This is a genomic window from Ornithinimicrobium sp. CNJ-824, from assembly GCF_001942405.1.
Taxonomy (GTDB): Bacteria; Actinomycetota; Actinomycetes; order Actinomycetales; family Dermatophilaceae; genus Ornithinicoccus; species Ornithinicoccus kibberensis.
Genome location: NZ_MKKA01000060.1, coordinates 1 through 17,678 on the forward strand (window position 1 = coordinate 1; position 17,678 = coordinate 17,678).

Consider the following 17,678-nt stretch of genomic DNA (forward strand, 5'->3'; position numbering starts at 1 on the left):
GCCCGGTCACATTCCGAACCCGGAAGCTAAGCCTGACAGCGCCGATGGTACTGCACCGGGGACGGTGTGGGAGAGTAGGACACCGCCGGACCACCATTGATGGTGTGGGCCCTCAGGGCCCGGACGACACACTGTGTCGACCGGGACCCTGGGGGCCCACACCCATGTCACGGGTCCTCAGCGGCGCAGTGGTCTGGGAGGATGAGGCGTCCGACGACAGGAGGAGCGAGGGTGAACGAGCAACGTGATCGCGGGGCCCGCGGCCGGAGCGAGCGGGGCGGACCTCGCCGCGACGGTCGGTCGGGGCCGCCTCGGGAGGCGCGCGGAGGACGTGGCGACGACGCACGCGACCGGAGCGATCGGCCGCGCCGGGTCCCGGAACCGGAGATCCCCGAGGACATCGAGGCTGGTCAGCTCGACAAGGTCCTGCGGGCCGAGTTGCGCACCCTGAGCAAGGACAATGCCGACGGCACGGCGCGGCACCTGGTCGCCGTGGGGCGTGCGCTGGACGCAGAGGACTTCGACCGGGCGCTGGCCCACGCGCAGGCGGCCGCCAAGCGTGCTGGGCGGGTGGCCGGCGTCCGGGAGACCCTCGGTGTCGTGCACTACCGGCGAGGTGAGTGGAGCAAGGCGCTGGGGGAGTTCAGGACGGCCCGCCGGCTGTCCGGGCAGGATCACCTGCTGCCCCTCATCGCCGACACCGAGCGCGGGTTGGGCCGGCCGGAACGGGCGCTGGAGCTCGGGGCGGGGCCGGAAGTCCGTCGCCTCCCGGCGGCAGAGCAGATCGAGATGGCCATCGTCGTCTCGGGGGCCCGGCTGGACATGGGGCAGACCGCGGCCGCGGTGCAGAGCCTGCGGGAGCTGGTGCTGGCAGGGAAGTCGACGTCAGCGTGGGCCGCGCGACTGCGCTATGCCTACGCGGCGGCGCTGGAGGCCGACGGGCAGGACGACGAGGCCCAGCGCTGGTACGCCATCGCCGCGGAACTGGACGAGACCGGTGACACCGACGCACGGGAGCGGCTGGGCTACGAGGAGGAGCCGGAGGTCGTGGACCTCCTCGAGGGCGAGGAGACCGACGACGAGCAGGGCCAGGGTGGCGTGGACGGACGGCGGGAGGCCACCGGTGAAGGACCGGGAGCCTCCGCGTGACCGCGCTCCTCCACGGGATCCTGTGCGACCTGGACGGCGTGGTCTACCGCGGGGACGCGCCCTGCGACGGCGCCGTCGAGGGACTGGCCTCGGCGCGCGAGGCCGGCGTGCGAATCCTCTACATGACCAACAACGCCTCCAGGACACCTCAGGCGGTCGCCGACCAGCTGCAGGGGCTCGGCGTGGCCGCCGGGCCGGACGACGTGCTGACGGCGTCCCAGGTGGCGGCGGCCGAGGTCGCCGCGCTCAGGTCCCAGGGTCGGCTCACCGTCGACCAGGACCGACCCGTGCTGGCCGTGGGGGGTGCCGGGGTCGGTGCCGCGCTGGACGAGCACGGGCTGGCGTGGATCACGACGACCCGTCAGCGGGAGCGCTCGGGCGCGACGGGCGTGGCCGACGTGGCGGCCGTCGTCCAGGGCTACGGACCGCGGCTCGACGTCCAGGACCTGACCGAGGCGGCCTACGCGATCCGGCAGGGTGCGGCCTGGATCGCCACCAACGACGACGCCACGCTGCCCACCACGCGCGGACTGGCCGTGGGCAACGGCTCCCTCGTCGCCGCGGTCCGCAGCGCGACGGGGGTGCAACCCACGGTCGTGGGCAAGCCCCACGGCACCGCGTACGAGGTCGCCCTCGACCGGCTCGGGCTGCGGTCCCAGGACTGCCTGATGATCGGGGACAGGCTGGACACCGACATCGCCGGGGCGGCCCGTGCCGGCGTGCCCAGCGCCCTTGTCCTCACGGGTGTCTCGACCGCCGACGAGGTCAGCTCCCTGGAGCCGTCGCTGCGCCCGGACCACGTCGTGGACACCATCGGCGACCTGGCCCACCTGTGGGGGCGGGACAGGTGACCGCTGCCGGCGACCCTCACCCCAGGCCCGTCACCGGGGACGACGTCGTGGACGGTGCGCTCGACGACCTAGACCGGCGGCTCGCCGGGGACGGGGACCCGGTCGAGGCCGTGGTCGACGCGCACCGCGCCCTGCAGCGGCGGCTGAACGACCCTGGCACGTCGAACGGACCAGGACAGGCCCGTCCCGGACCCCCGGGATGAGCACCAGACTGGACGCGGCCCTCGTCCGGCGCGGACTGGCCCCCTCCCGGACCCAGGCGCAGCTGCTCGTGCGCGACGGACGGGTACGGGTCGACGGAAGCCCGGTGCGTCGGCCCGCCACACCGGTCGGCGACGGCCAGGAGGTCGTCCTCGACGACGCCGACGAAGGGGCGGCCAGCGCCTGGGTCAGCGAGGGCTGGGTCGGCCGGGGCGCCCTGAAGCTGCGCCACGCGCTGCAGGAGTGGGCACCCCAGGGTCTGACGGTCACGGGGCGACGGTGCCTCGACGTGGGCGCCTCGACAGGTGGGTTCACCCAGGCCCTGCTGGCTGCCGGGGCCGCCTCCGTCCTGGCCCTGGACGTGGGCCACGACCAGCTCCACCACGACCTCCGCGACGACCCCCGCGTGCGTGACCTGTCCGGGACCAGCATCCGCGACACCGTTCCCGACACGGTCGGAGGGCCGGTCGACGTCGTCGTGGGCGACCTCTCCTTCATCAGCCTCCGCACCGTCCTTCCGGTCCTGGCCACACTGACCGCCCCCGACGGTCAGCTCGTCCTCCTCGTCAAGCCGCAGTTCGAGGTGGGCCGTGCCGGCCTTCCCCGGGACGGGGTGGTGCGCTCGCCCGAGCAGCGCCACCAGGTCCTGCGGGCCGTGCTGGCCGCGGCGGACGAGGTGGGTCTGACCCTCCACGGCATGCTGCGGTCGCCCCTGACCGGCAGCCACGGCAACGTCGAGTACCTGCTGTGGCTGCGGCCCCGTCGGACCGACATGATTGGCTGGGGCCTGACACCGGAGGCGGTCCACGACCGGCTCGCCACCCTGAGGGAGGAGGAGAAGTGACCCGACGCATCATGCTCGTCACCCATCCCTCCCGACCCGAGGTCCCCGGACTGGCCGAGGCGTTCGAGCAGAGGTTGGCCGCCCACGGCATCTCGGTCGAGGTGGTCCCCGAGGGGGACCCGACGCACGAGATCGTCCGGACCGACCGGGTGGTCTCCCCCAAGAGCCCGGTCCCGCCCCACGTGGACGCGACGGGGTGCGAGCTCGTCGTCGTCTTCGGCGGCGACGGGACGATCCTGCGTGGAGCAGAGATCGCCCGTCCGGCCGGGACACCGCTCCTCGGGGTCAACATGGGGCGGGTCGGGTTCCTCGCGGAGGCCGAGCGGGACGACGTGGACACCATCGTCGAGCGGATCGTGGAGCGCGACTACCACGTGGAGGAACGGATGACCCTGGAGGTCGACGTGCTCCACGACGGCCGTCCCGTCGCGCACAACTGGGCGCTCAACGAGGCGTCCGTGGAGAAGTCCGCCCGGGAACGGATGCTCGAGGTGGCGGTCGAGGTGGACGGGCGGCCGTTGTCGACGTGGGGGTGCGACGGGGTCGTCATGGCCACGCCGACCGGGTCGACCGCCTACGCCTTCTCCGGCGGCGGGCCGGTGGTCTGGCCCGACGTCGAGGCCCTCCTGCTCGTGCCGATCTCCGCGCACGCGCTGTTCGCCCGTCCGCTGGTCCTGGGGCCTCGGACGCACCTGGCGGTGGAGGTGGTCCCGCACTCCTACGTGGCCGGCGTGATGTGGTGCGACGGGCGACGCACGGTCGAGCTGCCTCCGGGGGCCCGGATCGAGGTGCGACGATCCTCCGTCCCCGTCCTGCTCGCCCGCCTCGGGCACGAACCGTTCGCCGACCGCCTGGTGGCCAAGTTCGAGCTGCCGGTCACCGGCTGGCGGGGACCGGGGCCCGCACCGGTGGAGGACGCGCCCGTATGACGTTGCGACGCATCCGTATCCAGGGCCTGGGGGTCATCGACGAGGCCGAGCTCGACCTAAGCCCGGGGCTCAACGTCATCACCGGCGAGACCGGTGCCGGCAAGACCATGGTGGTCAGCGGTCTTGGCCTGCTGCTGGGTGCCCGGGGCGACGCCGGGCTGGTGCGTTCGGGCACCGCCCAGGCGGTGGTCGAGGGGGAGGTGGACGTGCCGGCCGACCATCCGGCCGCGCGACGGGTGACCGAGGCCGGCGGCGACGCCTCCGACGGCGTCCTGCTGGTCCGCACGGTCGCCTCCGGAGGGCGCTCGCGGGCCTACGTCGGCGGCCGGTCCGCTCCCGTCGCCGTCCTGGGCGAGGTCGGGCAGCACCTGGTGGCGGTGCACGGCCAGGCCGACCAGTGGCGTCTGCGGGACGCCGAGCAGCACCGGATCCTGCTCGACACGGCAGGCGGACCCGAGCTGGCCGCCGCTCTCGGGGCCTACGAGCAGGCCTTCGATGCGTGGCAGGCAGCACGCCGCCGACTGGTCGAGGTCGTCCGCGGCGCCGCCGAGCGCAGCCTGCGGGTCGACGTGCTGCGCGCAGCGCTCACCGAGATCGACGGGCTGGACCCCCAGGAGGGCGAGGAGGACGACCTGCGGGCGGAGTCCGAACGCCTCAGCCACGCCGAGGAGCTGCAGACCGCCTCGTGGGCCGCGCACGACGCGCTCGTGGGGCCGGACGACCCCGGGGTGGACGTCGCCAGCGTGGCGCAGCTGGTCTCGACCGCATCCTCGGCGCTCGCCCCGGCCGCGGCCCACGATCCCGAGCTCGACGCGCTGCGGCGCCGCCTCGACGAGATCGGCTACCTCGCCTCCGACCTGGCCTCCGACCTGTCCAGCTACGCCGCCGGGGTGGACGTCGACGCCGAACGCCTGGACGCGGTGCACCGACGTCGGGCCGACCTCACCGCGCTGCTGCGGCGCTTCGGCCCCACCACCCGGGAGCTGCTCCGGTTCGCCCGGGAGGCCCGCGACGAGCTGTCCCGCCTCGACCTGTCGGCCGACGACGTGGACGAGCTCGCCCGGCGGACCGAGTCCCTGCGGGTGCAGGTGGGTCGGCTCGGCGCTCAGCTGTCGTCCGTCCGCGAGGAGACGGCGCGACGCGTAGGTCGGGAGGTCGGCGAGGAGCTCAGCCATCTGGCGATGGGGACCGCCGAGGTGGTGGTGCACGTGGGGCGACGTCCGGCCGCTGCGACCGGCCCCGACGCCCGCGCGCAGAGCCGCGAGACCGACGAGCCGACCAGCTCCGGGGACGAGCCACCGGGCACAGTGCCCCTGCCCGACGGTCGGCAGGCCGTGCCGCGCCGGCACGGCCTGGACGACGTCGAGATCCGGCTGTCCGCCAATCCCGGCGCGCCGGCCCGGTCGGTGGCCCGTGCGGCCTCCGGCGGCGAGCTGTCCCGGGTGATGCTCGCCCTGGAGGTCGTCTGCGGCGACGACAGCCTGCCGACCTACGTGTTCGACGAGGTCGACGCCGGGGTCGGCGGCAGCGCGGCCCTCGACCTGGGAGCCCGGCTGGCCCGTCTGGCCCGTACGGCCCAGGTCGTCGTGGTCACCCACCTGGGCCAGGTGGCCGCCTACGCCGACCGCCACCTGGTGGTCCGCAAGAGCAGCGACGGACAGGTGACCCGCAGCGACGTCGTCGTCGTCGACGGGGCCGACCGGGAGTCCGAGCTGGCCCGCATGCTGGGCGGGGTCGCCGACTCCCGGGCGGCGACGGAGCACGCGCGGGAGCTGCTCGCCCGCCGGGGGCTGGAGGCTCGGGCATGACGGCGGTGGGCGCCCCGTGAGCCGGCCATCCCGCCCGCGGCGGACCGCTGCGCAGGAGCCGGCCCCCGTGACCGGCCCGGCGCGGGTCGACCCGCGGACCAAGGAGCTGACCAAGCGGTTGCAGCCCGGCGACGTCGCGGTGATCGACCACGACGACCTCGACCAGGTCAGCGCCCACGCGCTCGTGGCGTGCCGGCCCGCCGCGGTCGTCAACGCCGCCCCCAGCACGTCCGGGACCTATCCCAACCGCGGACCGCAGATCCTGCTGGAGGCAGGGATCCCCGTGCTGGACCTGGCCGGTCCCGCGGTGATGCAGATCGCCGAGGGGACCCCCGTCACCCTCGAGGGCGACGAGCTGCGGGCGGAGGAGCGGGTCCTGGCCCGGGGCGTCCGGCTCACCGCGGCGCTGGTGGAAGCCCAGCTGCAGGATGCGCGGTCCAACCTCTCCGACCAGATCGAGGCGTTCTCCCAGAACACGATGGACTACGTGCGGGCCGAGCGGGACCTGCTCCTGGACGGCATCGGCATCCCACCGTTGCGCACGGACCTGACCGGGCGCTACGCCCTGGTCGTGGTCCGCGGCTACCACTACAAGGAGGACCTGCACACGCTGCGCCCCTTCATCCGGGAGGCCCGTCCGGTCCTCATCGGGGTGGACGGGGGTGCGGACGCCCTCATCGAGCAGGGCCTGACGCCCGATCTCATCGTCGGGGACATGGACTCGGTCTCGGACCGCGCGCTCGCCAGCGGGGCAGAGGTGGTGGTGCACGCCTACCGGGACGGGACGGCGCCTGGTCTGGAGCGGGTGGAGGCCCTGGGCGTCCGGGACGCGGTCGTCCTTCCCGCCCCGGGCACCAGCGAGGACATCGCGATGCTGCTCGCGGACGAGAAGGGGGCCGAGCTGATCGTGGCCGTCGGCACCCACGCCACCCTGGTCGAGTTCCTCGACAAGGGGCGCCAGGGGATGGCCAGCACCTTCCTCACCAGGCTCCGGGTGGGAAGCAAGCTCGTGGACGCCAAGGGGGTGAGCCTGCTCTACCGCTCCCGCATCTCCACCGGCTCCCTCGTGTGGCTGGTCCTCGCAGGGATCACCGCCCTGCTCGTCGCCCTGGCCGCGACCCCGGGAGGGCGGGCCTTCTTCGGTGTGCTAGCCGTACGATGGGACGATGTCTGGGCCTGGGTCGAGGGGCTGTTCTAGGTGATCGACTTCCGTTACCACCTCGTCTCCCTGGTGGCCGTCTTCATCGCGCTCGCCGTCGGCATCGTGCTGGGGGCCGGGCCGTTGCGCGAGGGGCTCTCCACCACGCTCGAGGGGGAGGTCTCCCAGCTGCGCGAGGAACGGGTGAGCCTGCGGGAGGACGTCGACGAGGCCCGCCGCCTGGCCGACGCGCGGGAGGAAGGCCTGCACCGCACCGGGAGCAGGGCGGTGTCGGGGACTCTCACCGGCGCCCGCGTCGGCCTGGTGGTGCTCCCCGGGGCCGACCGGGACCCGCTGGACGACCTCCGGGAGCGGCTGCAGGACGCCGGGGCCCAGGTGGCGCTCACGGTCGACGTGGACGCGCGGTGGGACGTCGAACCGCTGCCGGCGGACCGTGCCGAGCTGCTCGCGACGCTGGCGGCGAGCCTCTCCGAGCCGGAGCCGGCGGACGGGGGCGGGCCGACCTTCCCGAGCATCCTGGCCGCGGCGCTGGCCGGAGCCGACGAGACCGGGCAGCTGGGGGCCTGGCTCGTGGCCCTGGACGACCTCGCCGAGGCCGACCTCGTCGACGTGACCTGGGACGAGCCGGCCGACGGGACGGTGCGGGACCGCCGGCCTCCCGACGGGCTGGTGGTCGTGGCCGGCGGGCTCGCGGCCGAGGCGGGGGACCCCACCGCCGAGGCCGAGGACGCCGACGCCCTGGCCCACCGGATCGACCTCGCCGCCGCCCTGGCCGCGCTGGAGGTGCCGACCGTGGTCACGGGCACCGGGACGGAGAGCCGACCTGCGCTCGGCCCGGACGGCGGCCCCGACGCGCTCGACCCGTTCCTGGCCGCGGTGCGGCAGGACCGTGAGCTCAGCGGCGAGCTGTCCACCGTCGACGATCTCGAGGGGGTGTCCGGCCGGATCGCCACGGTCCTGGCCCTGGCCTGGGAGACCCGGGACCGCGCCGGCCACTACGGCCTCGGCCGGCTTGCCCAGGCCCCCGTGCCCGTGGTACCCCCCGTCCGGGCCGACCTGGACGTCGGCGTCCCTCCGGAGACGGGGAGCACCGACGGGGCGCCGGCTCCGCCCCCCGCCGAGGACGGGGCGGTCCAGGACGGGACCGTCGAGGACGGGGCCACGGAGGCACCCGTCCCGTGAGGCCCGCCCGACCACTGCGCACCCTCACGACGGCCCTGGTGGCGGCCACGGTCACGGCGGGGATCCGCCGCCTGGACGCCGGTGGTGGACTGCCCGGGGGCCGCGCCCGCTGGCTCCGCACCAACCACGCCGGGGCCACCGTCTCCCTCGTGGAGGGGGTGGCCCTCGCCGGCGGCACGGCGGCGGCCCTCCTCGCCGCCAGGCCCGCCGCGGCGGGGGCGGTGCTGCTGGCGGCCGCCGCCGGCGGCCTCGACGACCTGGCGGGCGACGGGTCCGCCCGGGGGCTCGGGGGACATCTGCGGGCCCTCCGCGACGGACGACCTACCACCGGAGCGCTGAAGGTCGTCGCGCTCGGCGTGGCAGGACTCCTGGCCGTCGCGCCCGCCGACGCCCGCGTCCCGGGCGGCACCGGTCCGCACACGCTCGCGGGTGCCGGGGTGGTCGCCGGGGCGGCCAACCTGGCGAACCTGCTCGACCTGCGCCCCGGGCGCGCCCTCAAGGTCGCCCTGACCGCGGCGCTGCCCCTGGTCGCGGGGGGCCAGCCGGCCGCGGCCGCGGTGAGCGGGGCAGGACTGGTCGTGCTGCCGGACGACCTCGCCGGACGCACCATGCTCGGGGACACGGGGGCCAACCCCCTGGGGGCAGCCGTGGGGGCGGCGGCGGCGCACCGGATGGGTCCTCGCGGACGGTGGGCCACGCTGGCCGTCCTGACCGGACTCACCCTCGCCAGCGAACGGGTCAGCTTCACCCGGGTCATCGAGTCCACCCCCGTGCTGCGCACGCTGGACCGGTGGGGCCGGCAGCGGTGACCTCCTCGGTGCGAAGGGGCGGGGGCGGCCTGCTCGCCGCCGCCGGCCTCGTCGCCGGCGTCACCCTGCTGGCCCGGGCCGTCGGGCTGGTCCGCTGGGTGGTCTTCTCCCACGCGGTGGGAGCCACCTGCGTGGGCCAGGTCTACGGCACGGCCAACCTGGTGCCGAACGTGCTCTTCGAGGTCGCGGCCGGCGGTGCGCTCGCCGCGGTGGCCGTTCCCCTCGTCGCCGGCCACCTGCACCGCGGCCGGGACGACCTGGCCGGCCGGACCGCGTCGGCCCTGCTGACCTGGACCGTGACGGTCCTGCTCCCGCTGGCGGTGGTCGTCGCCCTCGCCGCCGGGCCACTGACGGGGTGGCTGCTGGGTGGCGTCGAAGGGTGCTCTCCGGCGGAGGCGCGGGCCGCCGGCGAGCTCATGCTCCTGCTGTTCGCGCCCCAGGTCCTCCTCTACGGGGTGGGCATCGTCCTCACGGGCGTCCTGCACGCACACGGCCGGTTCCTGGCCGCGGCGACCGCCCCGGTGGTCTCCAGCCTGGTCGTCATCACCGTCTACCTCGCCTTCGGCGCCCTCCACGACCCCACAGCCCCGCTGGAGGCGCTGCCCCCGTCCGCACTGTGGTTGCTGGCCGGCGGAACCACCCTCGGGGTCGTCGCCCTCGTCCTGCCCGTCCTCGGACCGGCCACCCGGCTGGACCTGCGCTGGCGTCCGACCTGGCGCTTCCCGGAGGGGACGGGCACCCGCGCCGGGCTGCTCGTCCTGGCAGGGGTCGCGGTCGTGCTGGCCCAGCAGACGACGACCGTCGTCGTCCTCCTGCTGAGCAACGCGGCCACCGGCGTCGCCGCGATCAACGTGTGGACCTATGCCCAGACCGCCTACCTGCTGCCCTACGCGGTGCTTGTCGTTCCGCTGGCCACGGTCAGCTTCCCCCGCCTCAGCGCCGGCCGAGGCCGGGGGCAGGCCGTGCTGCACCAGACCCTCGCCGGTGTGGTCGCCGCCGCGGTGCTGGCCGCAGCGGTCCTCGTCGCGCTGCGCCGCGAGCTCGGCCGGGCCTTCGTGCTCCTCGACGCCGGGGCCGACGGCCCGGGGGCCCAGAGCCTGGCCGCCCTGCCGCCCACCCTCGGGCTGCTGGCCCCGGGGCTGCCCGGGTTCGCGGTGCTGGCGGTGGCCACGCGCGCGCTGTACGCGCACGGATCGCCCCTGCGGGCGGCGGCCGCCGCCGGGGCGGGCTGGGCGGTCGCGGGGCTGGTCCCCCTGGTGCTGGCCCCGGCGGACGCGACGGTCGGGACCACGCTGCGGCTCCTGGCCGTCGGCTCCTCCGTCGGGATGACCGTCGCGGGACTGCTGCTCCTGCGCGAGCTCCGGCTGGCGTGGGGAGCCGGCGCCGGGCGCCGGGCGGCCCGGTCGGGGCTCGGGGTGCTCGTGGGGGCGGTACCCGTCGTGCTCCTCGCCGAGACGGTCCTCGGCGAGCCCGCCGGCGGATGGGTACCGACGCTCGGGCGGGCCCTCCTCGTCGGCCTCGCCGTGCTGGTCTCCGCGGTGGTCGGGCTCGGCGTGGCCGACCCCGGGACTGTGGCGCACTTGCGGCGCCGGGGGCGCACCCGTAGGAGCCCGGACCCCGGACCCGGCGGCGACGCCGGCGCGGGGGTCCCCGCAGGGGAGGGGGAACGATGAGGCTGCGTCGTCCGGCGCGGGTGCTGCTGGTCACCGCCCTGGTGGCCGGCGGGGTCGGTCGGCACGTGCAGATGCTGGCCGCCGGTCTGACGGCCGGCGGCCACCGTGTGGCCGTCGCCTGCCCGCCGGAGGTCGCCGAACGGTTCGCCCTCGACCAGCACGCCCGGATCGTCCCCCTCACGGTCGGTTCCTCCCCCCACCCGGTCCTCGACGCGCGCGCGGTGCGCACGCTGCGGGCCGTCGGTGCCACGGCGGACGTCGTCCACGCGCACGGCCTGCGAGCGGGGGCACTGTGCTCGGTGGCCCTGCGCCGGTCGGACCCCCTCGTGGTGACGATGCACAACGCACCCCCGGACGGGCGGGCCGACCGGCTGGTCTACACGGGCATGGAACGCCTCGTCGCCGCCCGGTCGGACCTCCTCCTGGCGGTCTCCCCGGACCTGGCCGTACGGGCGCGGGGGGCCGGTGCCGGCGCCGTCGACCTCGCGGTGGTGCCCGCGCCCGCCGCCGCCCGGCGGAACCCGGCCGCCGCCCGGCAGCAGCTTCGCGCGGCCGCCGGTCTCGACCCCGACGCCACGGTCGTGCTCGTCGTGGGCCGGCTGGCGCCCCAGAAGGGGCTCGACAGGGCGGTGGCGATGCTGGACCATCTCAACGGCCCCGGGGCCGCCGACCCGGCCGGGGTCCACCTCGTCGTCGCGGGGGAGGGACCGGAGGAGGAGCGGCTCGCGGCTGCGGCCCGACGACGGGCGGACCTGCACCTGCTGGGGCACCGGGGCGACGTCCCGGACCTGCTCGCCGGGGCCGACGTCGTGCTCTCCGCGGCCCGCTGGGAAGGTCAGCCGGTGTGGCTCCAGGAGGCTCTCCTGCAACGGGCCCCGGTCGTGGCGACCGACGTCGGCGGCACGGCCCTCGTCGTGGGAGGCGCCGCCGTCCTGGTGCCGGACCAGGGCGGGGACGACCAGGTCGCGGCCGGGCTCGCGGACGCCGTCCGGGCCCTGCTCGAGCACCCCGCCGAACGGACCATCCTGCGTGGCCGGGCCGCGGTCCGGGCCGCGGAGCTGCCGACCGAGGCGGACGCGGTGGCGGCGGCGGTCGCGGCATACGAGCGTGTCCTGGCCGACCACCCCCGACCCGGACCGGCCGGCACGTGACGTAGACTGGCAGCCCGTGGCGGAGACGACGAAGCACATCTTTGTGACCGGGGGCGTGGCCTCCTCGCTGGGGAAGGGGTTGACGGCCTCCAGCCTGGGGTTCCTGCTCCGCTCGCGCGGGCTGCGGGTGACCATGCAGAAGCTGGACCCTACATCAACGTCGACCCGGGGACCATGAACCCCTTCCAGCACGGCGAGGTCTTCGTGACCGAGGACGGCGCCGAGTGCGACCTCGACATCGGCCACTACGAGCGTTTCCTCAACACCAACCTCTCCGGGCGGTCCAACGTCACCACCGGGCAGGTCTACAACGACGTCATCGCCCGCGAGCGTCGTGGCGAGTACCTCGGCGACACGGTGCAGGTCATCCCGCACGTCACCAACGAGATCAAGGCCCGGATGCGGGCGGCCGCGGACGCGACGAGGGTGAGCGGCCGGACATCATCATCACCGAGATCGGGGGCACCGTGGGCGACATCGAGTCGCTGCCCTTCCTCGAGGCCGCCCGCCAGGTCCGGCACGACATCGGCCGGGCCAACTGCTTCTTCCTGCACGTCTCGCTCGTGCCCTACCTGGCGCCCAGCGGCGAGCTGAAGACCAAGCCCACGCAGCACTCGGTCGCGGCGCTGCGGCAGGTCGGCATCACCCCCGACGCCTCGTGCTGCGGGCCGACCGGGTCATCCCCGAGGGCATCAAGCGCAAGATCTCGCTCATGTGCGACGTCGACAACGACGGCGTGGCCGCCTGCATCGACGCGCCGAGCATCTACGACATCCCCAAGGTCCTGCACGCCGAGATGCTCGACGCCTACGTCGTGCGCCACCTGGGGATGCCGTTCAAGGACGTCGACTGGTCCGCCTGGGACGCGCTCCTGGAGCGGGTGCACGAGCCCGAGCACCGCATCGAGATCGCCCTGGTCGGCAAGTACGTCGACCTCCCGGACGCCTACCTGTCGGTGACCGAGGCGCTGCGCGCCGGCGGGTTCCGGCACGACGCCAAGGTGGACATCCGGTGGGTGGCCTCCGACGACTGCCGCACCGACGCCGGCGCCAGCACGGCGCTGGGTGGCGTGGACGCCATCCTCGTCCCCGGAGGCTTCGGGGTGCGCGGCATCGAGGGCAAGATCGGGGCCCTGCGCTGGGCCCGCGAACGGGGCGTGCCGACCCTGGGCATCTGCCTGGGGCTGCAGGCCATGGTCATCGAGCACGCCCGCCACGTGGCCGGGATCGAGGGGGCCAGCTCCACCGAGTTCGACCCGCAGACCGCCGAGCCGGTCATCGCCACCATGGAGGAGCAGAAGTCGATCGTCGAGGGCGCGGGGGACCTCGGGGGGACCATGCGCCTGGGGTCCTACCCGGCGGTCCTCCAGGAGGGCTCGGTGGTGGCCCAGGCCTACGGGACCACCCAGGTCACCGAACGGCACCGCCACCGCTACGAGGTCAACAACGCCTACCGCGACCGTCTCGTCGAGGCGGGCCTGGTGATCAGCGGCACCTCCCCGGACGGGACGCTGGTCGAGTTCGTCGAGCTCCCGGCCGACGTGCACCCCTACTACGTCTCGACGCAGGCGCACCCGGAGTTCAAGTCCCGGCCCGACCACGCCCACCCGCTCTTCTCCGGTCTCGTCGCGGCCGCGCTCGACCAGCAGCGCGCCCAGCGCCTCGTCGAGGTCGAGGGACGCCACCACCAGCACGAGCTGCCCGAGTGAACCCGGCCGGGCGACGCATACCGTAGGCGCATGAGCCTGGACGCACCCCGCCTGAGCGCCGCCGACCTGCACGACCTGCCGGGCCGCCGGCCCGTGGTCGCCAGCGAGGTGGCGTTCACCGGCAAGGTCTGGGACGTCCGGCGCGACCATGTCGACCTCGGCGGCGGGAGCGTGGTCACCCGCGACGTCGTGGAGCACGACGGCGCCGTCCTCGTCCTGGCCGTCCGGGAGGACCGCGGGGGGCCCGAGGTGCTGCTCATCCGGCAGTACCGCCACCCCGTCGCCGCCGAGGACTGGGAGCTGCCCGCCGGGCTCCTCGACGTGGAGGGGGAGGACCCGCTCCAAGCGGCCCGGCGCGAGCTGGCCGAGGAGGCCGACCTGCGGGCCGAGCACTGGGAGCAGCTGCTCTCCTTCACCCCGTCCCCGGGCAGCCTCGGCGAGGTCATCACCGCGTTCGTCGCCACCGGCCTGTCGGAGGTCCCCGCCGGGGAGCGGCACGTGCGCGAGCACGAGGAGGCGGGTATGCCGGTGGGCTGGGTCCGCGTGCCCGACGTGGTGGCCGCCGTGCTGGGCGGGCAGGTGCGCAACGGGCCGATGATCGTCGGCGTGCTCGCCCTGGCGGCGCGGCTACACTGACTCCTCGTGCACGGGGGCGGAGTGACGACCCGCCCGGGCCCCCCGGGGTCCGACCCGGGCACCGCGCGTCCGGCGGACCGACGAGAGGCCGAGGATCCCTCGGCGAAGGTGTGGTGGCACCGCGACCTGGCCCCCGCCCACACCTGTCCGGGCTGCCTTCCGGAGGGGCACCCGTCCCTCCGGGACACGACCCGAGAGGAGACATCATGCTTCGCACCCACGAGGCCGGCACCCTGCGCGCCGAGCACGTCGGCACCACGGTCACCCTCAGCGGGTGGGTGGCCCGGCGCCGCGACCACGGAGGCGTGGCCTTCGTCGACCTGCGGGACGCCAGCGGCGTCGTGCAGGTCGTCGCCCGCGACGAGGTGCTCACCGGCACGGCCCACGACCTGCGCAGCGAGTACTGCGTCCGGGTGACCGGCGAGGTGACCGCCCGCGCGGACAAGGACGTCAACCCCGACCTGCCCACCGGCGCGATCGACGTGGTCGCCACCGACATCGAGGTGCTCAGCGAGTCGGCCCCGCTGCCGTTCCAGATCGACGAGCGGGTCAGCGTGGGGGAGGAGGCCCGCCTGCGGCACCGCTACCTCGACCTGCGTCGCCCCGGCGCCAGCTCGGCGGGCGCCAACCTGCGGCTGCGCTCGAAGGTCAACGCGGCCGCCCGCACCGTGCTGGCCGAACGTGACTTCGTCGAGGTCGAGACCCCGACGCTGACCCGCTCCACCCCCGAGGGGGCCCGCGACTTCCTCGTGCCCGCCCGGCTGCAGCCCGGCAGCTGGTACGCCCTGCCCCAGAGCCCCCAGCTGTTCAAGCAGCTGCTCATGGTCGCCGGGATGGAGCGCTACTACCAGATCGCCCGCTGCTACCGCGACGAGGACTTTCGCGCCGACCGGCAGCCGGAGTTCACCCAGCTCGACATCGAGATGAGCTTCGTGGACCAGGACGACGTCATCGAGCTCGGCGAGGCCGTGGCCCGGGCCGTCTGGGCGGTCCAGGGGATCGAGCTGGAGACCCCGTTCCCCCGGATCACCTACGCCGAGGCGATGGCCCGCTACGGCACCGACAAGCCCGACCTGCGCTTCGACCTCGAGCTGACCGACTGCACCGCCTTCTTCGCCGGGACCCCCTTCCGGGTGTTCCAGGCCGAGCACGTCGGGGCCGTCGTCATGCCCGGCGGCGGGTCCCAGCCCCGTCGTCAGTTCGACGCCTGGCAGGAGTGGGCCAAGCAGCGCGGCGCCAAGGGCCTGGCCTACGTGACCGTCGGTGACGACGGCACGCTGGGCGGTCCCGTGGCCAAGAACATCTCGGAGGAGGAGCGGGCCGGGCTGGCCGCGCACGTCGGCGCCGCCCCGGGCGACGCCGTCTTCTTCGCCGCCGGCCCGACCAGGCCGGCCCGGGCCCTCCTGGGCGCCGCCCGGCTCGAGATCGCCCGGCGCGCCGGCCTGGTCGACGAGTCCGCGTGGAGCTTCGTGTGGGTCGTCGACGCCCCCCTCTTCGAGCCCGCCGGCGAGGCCGTGGAGGCGGGCGACGTGGCCGTGGGCTCGGGGGCCTGGACGGCGGTGCACCACGCGTTCACCTCGCCCAAGGCGGAGTTCCTCGACTCCCTCGAGGAGGACCCGGGCGCCGCGCTCGCCTACGCCTACGACCTGGTCTGCAACGGCAACGAGATCGGCGGCGGCTCCATCCGTATCCACCGTCGGGACGTGCAGGAGCGGGTCTTCGCGATCATGGGGCTGACGCCGGAGCAGGCGCAGGAGAAGTTCGGCTTCCTGCTCGAGGCGTTCAGGTTCGGCGCCCCGCCGCACGGCGGCATCGCCTTCGGGTGGGACCGGATCGTGGCCCTGCTGGCGGGCACCGACTCGATCCGCGACGTCATCGCCTTCCCCAAGACCGGTGGCGGTTTCGACCCGCTGACCGAGGCCCCCGCGCCGATCACCCCCGAGCAGCGCGCGGAGGCCGGCATCGACGCCGTGCCGGACGAGGAGTCCCCCGCCCCCCAGGGGGCGCCGGAGATCTCCCCGACGACGAGCTGAGGCCGCGGACTGCGCCGGTGCGCCTCCGGACGGCGGCGCACCGGCCCCACGGCTAGCGTGAGTCCATGAGCCCTCGACCCGTCGACGCCGTCGTGGTGGGCTCCGGCCCCAACGGCCTGGCGGCCGCCGTCAGCCTGGCCAGGGCCGGCTTGCAGGTCACCGTCCTCGAGGGTCAGCGAACCCCGGGCGGCGGGGTGCGGACCCTGCCGCTGGTGGGGCCGGGCGCACCGCCCGACGAGGGACTCGTGCGCGACGTGTGCGCGGCGGTGCCGGCAGCGGTGGCCGGGTCGACCTTCTTCGAGGAGTTCGACCTGGCCGCGCGCGGCGTCGAGCTCCTCGTGCCGGAGGCCTCCTACGCCCAGCCCCTGGACGGGGGACGGGCGGGGATCGCCTGGCGGGACCTCGACCGCACGGCCCAGGGCCTGGGCGAGGACGCGACGGCCTGGCGCCGGCTGGTCGGCCCGCTCGTGCGGTGGCGGGACGAGGTCGCCACGATCGCGCTGTCGGACAAGCGGTCCGTGCCCTGGCGGGGAGTCGGGACCCCTGCTGCCGCGGCGGCCTTCCTCCAGGCGCTGGCCGTCCTCTCCGGGCCGGGGGGCGACCGGTGGTGGCGCACGCCGGAGGCCCACGCGCTCATCACCGGTGTCGCGGCGCACACCATCACCCGGATCCCCTCGCCGGCGGCCGCGGGCACCGCCGCCTACCTGGGGGCCCTCGCGCACGGGCCGGGCGGCTGGCCGCTGGTCCGCGGCGGCATCGGCCGGATCACAGAGGCGCTCGTGGCCGACCTGCGCGCGCACGGCGGTCAGGTGGTCCTCGACCACCCGGTCCGCGGGCGGGCCGACCTGCCGCCCGCACGGGTCACCCTGCTCGACACGCACGCCAGGGTCGCCGCCGACCTGCTGGCCGAGCCCTACCGGTCCCGGCTGCGGTCGCTGCCCGTCGGGGCGGGGGTGTGCAAGCTGGACTTCGTGCTCTCGGGCCCCGTGCCCTGGGCGCACCCGGACGTCGGCCGGGCCGGGACGGTCCACCTGTGCGGCGACGTGGCCGACATGCGCCGGGCGGAGGCCGAGGTGGCCGCCGGTCGGCACGCGGACCGGCCCATGATGCTGGTCAGCGACCCCGTTGCCCTGGACCCGGGCCGGCAGGGCCGGACCGGCCTGCGACCGCTCTGGGCCTATGCCCACGTCCCCCGCGGCTCGGCCCGGGACGTGCGGGCCGAGGCCGAGGCTCAGATCGAGCGCTTCGCCCCCGGCTTCCGGGACCTCGTCGAGGACTGTGTGGTGACCCCCGCCTCCCGGATGGCGGAGCACAACGCCGCATACCCGGACGGGGACATCTCCGGAGGGGCGATCTCGTTGTGGCACATGGTGTCCCGGCCCACCCTGCGTCCGGATCCGTATGCCGTCGCGCCCGGCGTCTGGCTGTGCTCGGCCTCGACCCCGCCCGGGCCGGGCGTGCACGGCATGTCCGGCCTGCACGCCGCCCGACGCATCCTGCGCTCACTGGGCCTGCCGGTCCCGTCGCTGGCGCCCTGACGGCTCG

General features: G+C 75.3%; 13 protein-coding genes, 1 rRNA gene and 1 pseudogene. All 15 read left to right on the forward strand.

Annotated features, from left to right (window positions below):
- Positions 1-91, forward strand: a 5S ribosomal RNA gene (gene rrf, locus BJF81_RS14645); the annotation flags it as partial.
- Positions 92-438: 347 nt separating this feature from the next.
- Positions 439-1,149, forward strand: a complete 711-nt coding sequence (locus BJF81_RS14650; protein WP_187345522.1) for a hypothetical protein — start codon at positions 439-441, stop codon at positions 1,147-1,149.
- The gene (locus tag BJF81_RS14655; RefSeq protein ID WP_075958957.1) at positions 1,146-2,000 is read left to right on the forward strand and encodes an HAD-IIA family hydrolase; all 855 of its coding nucleotides are present in this window, start codon (positions 1,146-1,148) and stop codon (positions 1,998-2,000) included. Before BJF81_RS14650 ends, BJF81_RS14655 begins: the two co-directional genes overlap by 4 nt.
- A 199-nt stretch (positions 2,001-2,199) precedes the next feature.
- Complete coding sequence (locus BJF81_RS14665; protein WP_075958959.1) at positions 2,200-3,045, forward strand: TlyA family RNA methyltransferase; 846 nt, start codon at positions 2,200-2,202, stop codon at positions 3,043-3,045.
- Entirely contained in the window at positions 3,042-3,974 is a 933-nt protein-coding gene (locus tag BJF81_RS14670; protein ID WP_202817503.1) for an NAD kinase, read from the forward strand. The genes BJF81_RS14665 and BJF81_RS14670 overlap by 4 nt, the downstream gene beginning before the upstream one ends.
- Positions 3,971-5,782 (forward strand): DNA repair protein RecN, encoded by a 1,812-nt coding sequence (recN, locus tag BJF81_RS14675; RefSeq protein WP_075958960.1) that lies wholly within the window; start codon positions 3,971-3,973, stop codon positions 5,780-5,782. The genes BJF81_RS14670 and recN overlap by 4 nt, the downstream gene beginning before the upstream one ends.
- A 67-nt stretch (positions 5,783-5,849) precedes the next feature.
- Positions 5,850-6,980, forward strand: a complete 1,131-nt coding sequence (steA, locus tag BJF81_RS14680) for a putative cytokinetic ring protein SteA (RefSeq protein ID WP_237770270.1) — start codon at positions 5,850-5,852, stop codon at positions 6,978-6,980.
- Positions 6,981-8,123 (forward strand): copper transporter, encoded by a 1,143-nt coding sequence (locus BJF81_RS14685; RefSeq protein WP_075958962.1) that lies wholly within the window; start codon positions 6,981-6,983, stop codon positions 8,121-8,123.
- On the forward strand, positions 8,120-8,932 hold the full coding sequence (locus BJF81_RS14690; protein WP_075958963.1) for a hypothetical protein: 813 nt from the start codon (positions 8,120-8,122) through the stop codon (positions 8,930-8,932). Before BJF81_RS14685 ends, BJF81_RS14690 begins: the two co-directional genes overlap by 4 nt.
- A complete protein-coding gene (gene murJ, locus BJF81_RS14695; protein ID WP_075958964.1) occupies positions 8,914-10,605 on the forward strand; it encodes a murein biosynthesis integral membrane protein MurJ in 1,692 nt (563 codons plus the stop codon). Before BJF81_RS14690 ends, murJ begins: the two co-directional genes overlap by 19 nt.
- Entirely contained in the window at positions 10,602-11,756 is a 1,155-nt protein-coding gene (locus BJF81_RS14700) for a glycosyltransferase family 4 protein (RefSeq protein ID WP_075958965.1), read from the forward strand. Before murJ ends, BJF81_RS14700 begins: the two co-directional genes overlap by 4 nt.
- A gap of 16 nt (positions 11,757-11,772) precedes the next feature.
- A pseudogene (locus BJF81_RS14705) lies at positions 11,773-13,464 on the forward strand (CTP synthase).
- Between the two features lie 30 nt (positions 13,465-13,494).
- Positions 13,495-14,100, forward strand: a complete 606-nt coding sequence (locus BJF81_RS14710; protein WP_075958966.1) for an NUDIX domain-containing protein — start codon at positions 13,495-13,497, stop codon at positions 14,098-14,100.
- A gap of 206 nt (positions 14,101-14,306) precedes the next feature.
- A complete protein-coding gene (aspS, locus tag BJF81_RS14715; protein ID WP_075958967.1) occupies positions 14,307-16,133 on the forward strand; it encodes an aspartate--tRNA ligase in 1,827 nt (608 codons plus the stop codon).
- 65 nt (positions 16,134-16,198) lie between these two features.
- A complete protein-coding gene (locus tag BJF81_RS14720) occupies positions 16,199-17,671 on the forward strand; it encodes a phytoene desaturase family protein (protein WP_075958968.1) in 1,473 nt (490 codons plus the stop codon).
- The last annotated feature ends 7 nt before the right edge of the window (positions 17,672-17,678 follow it).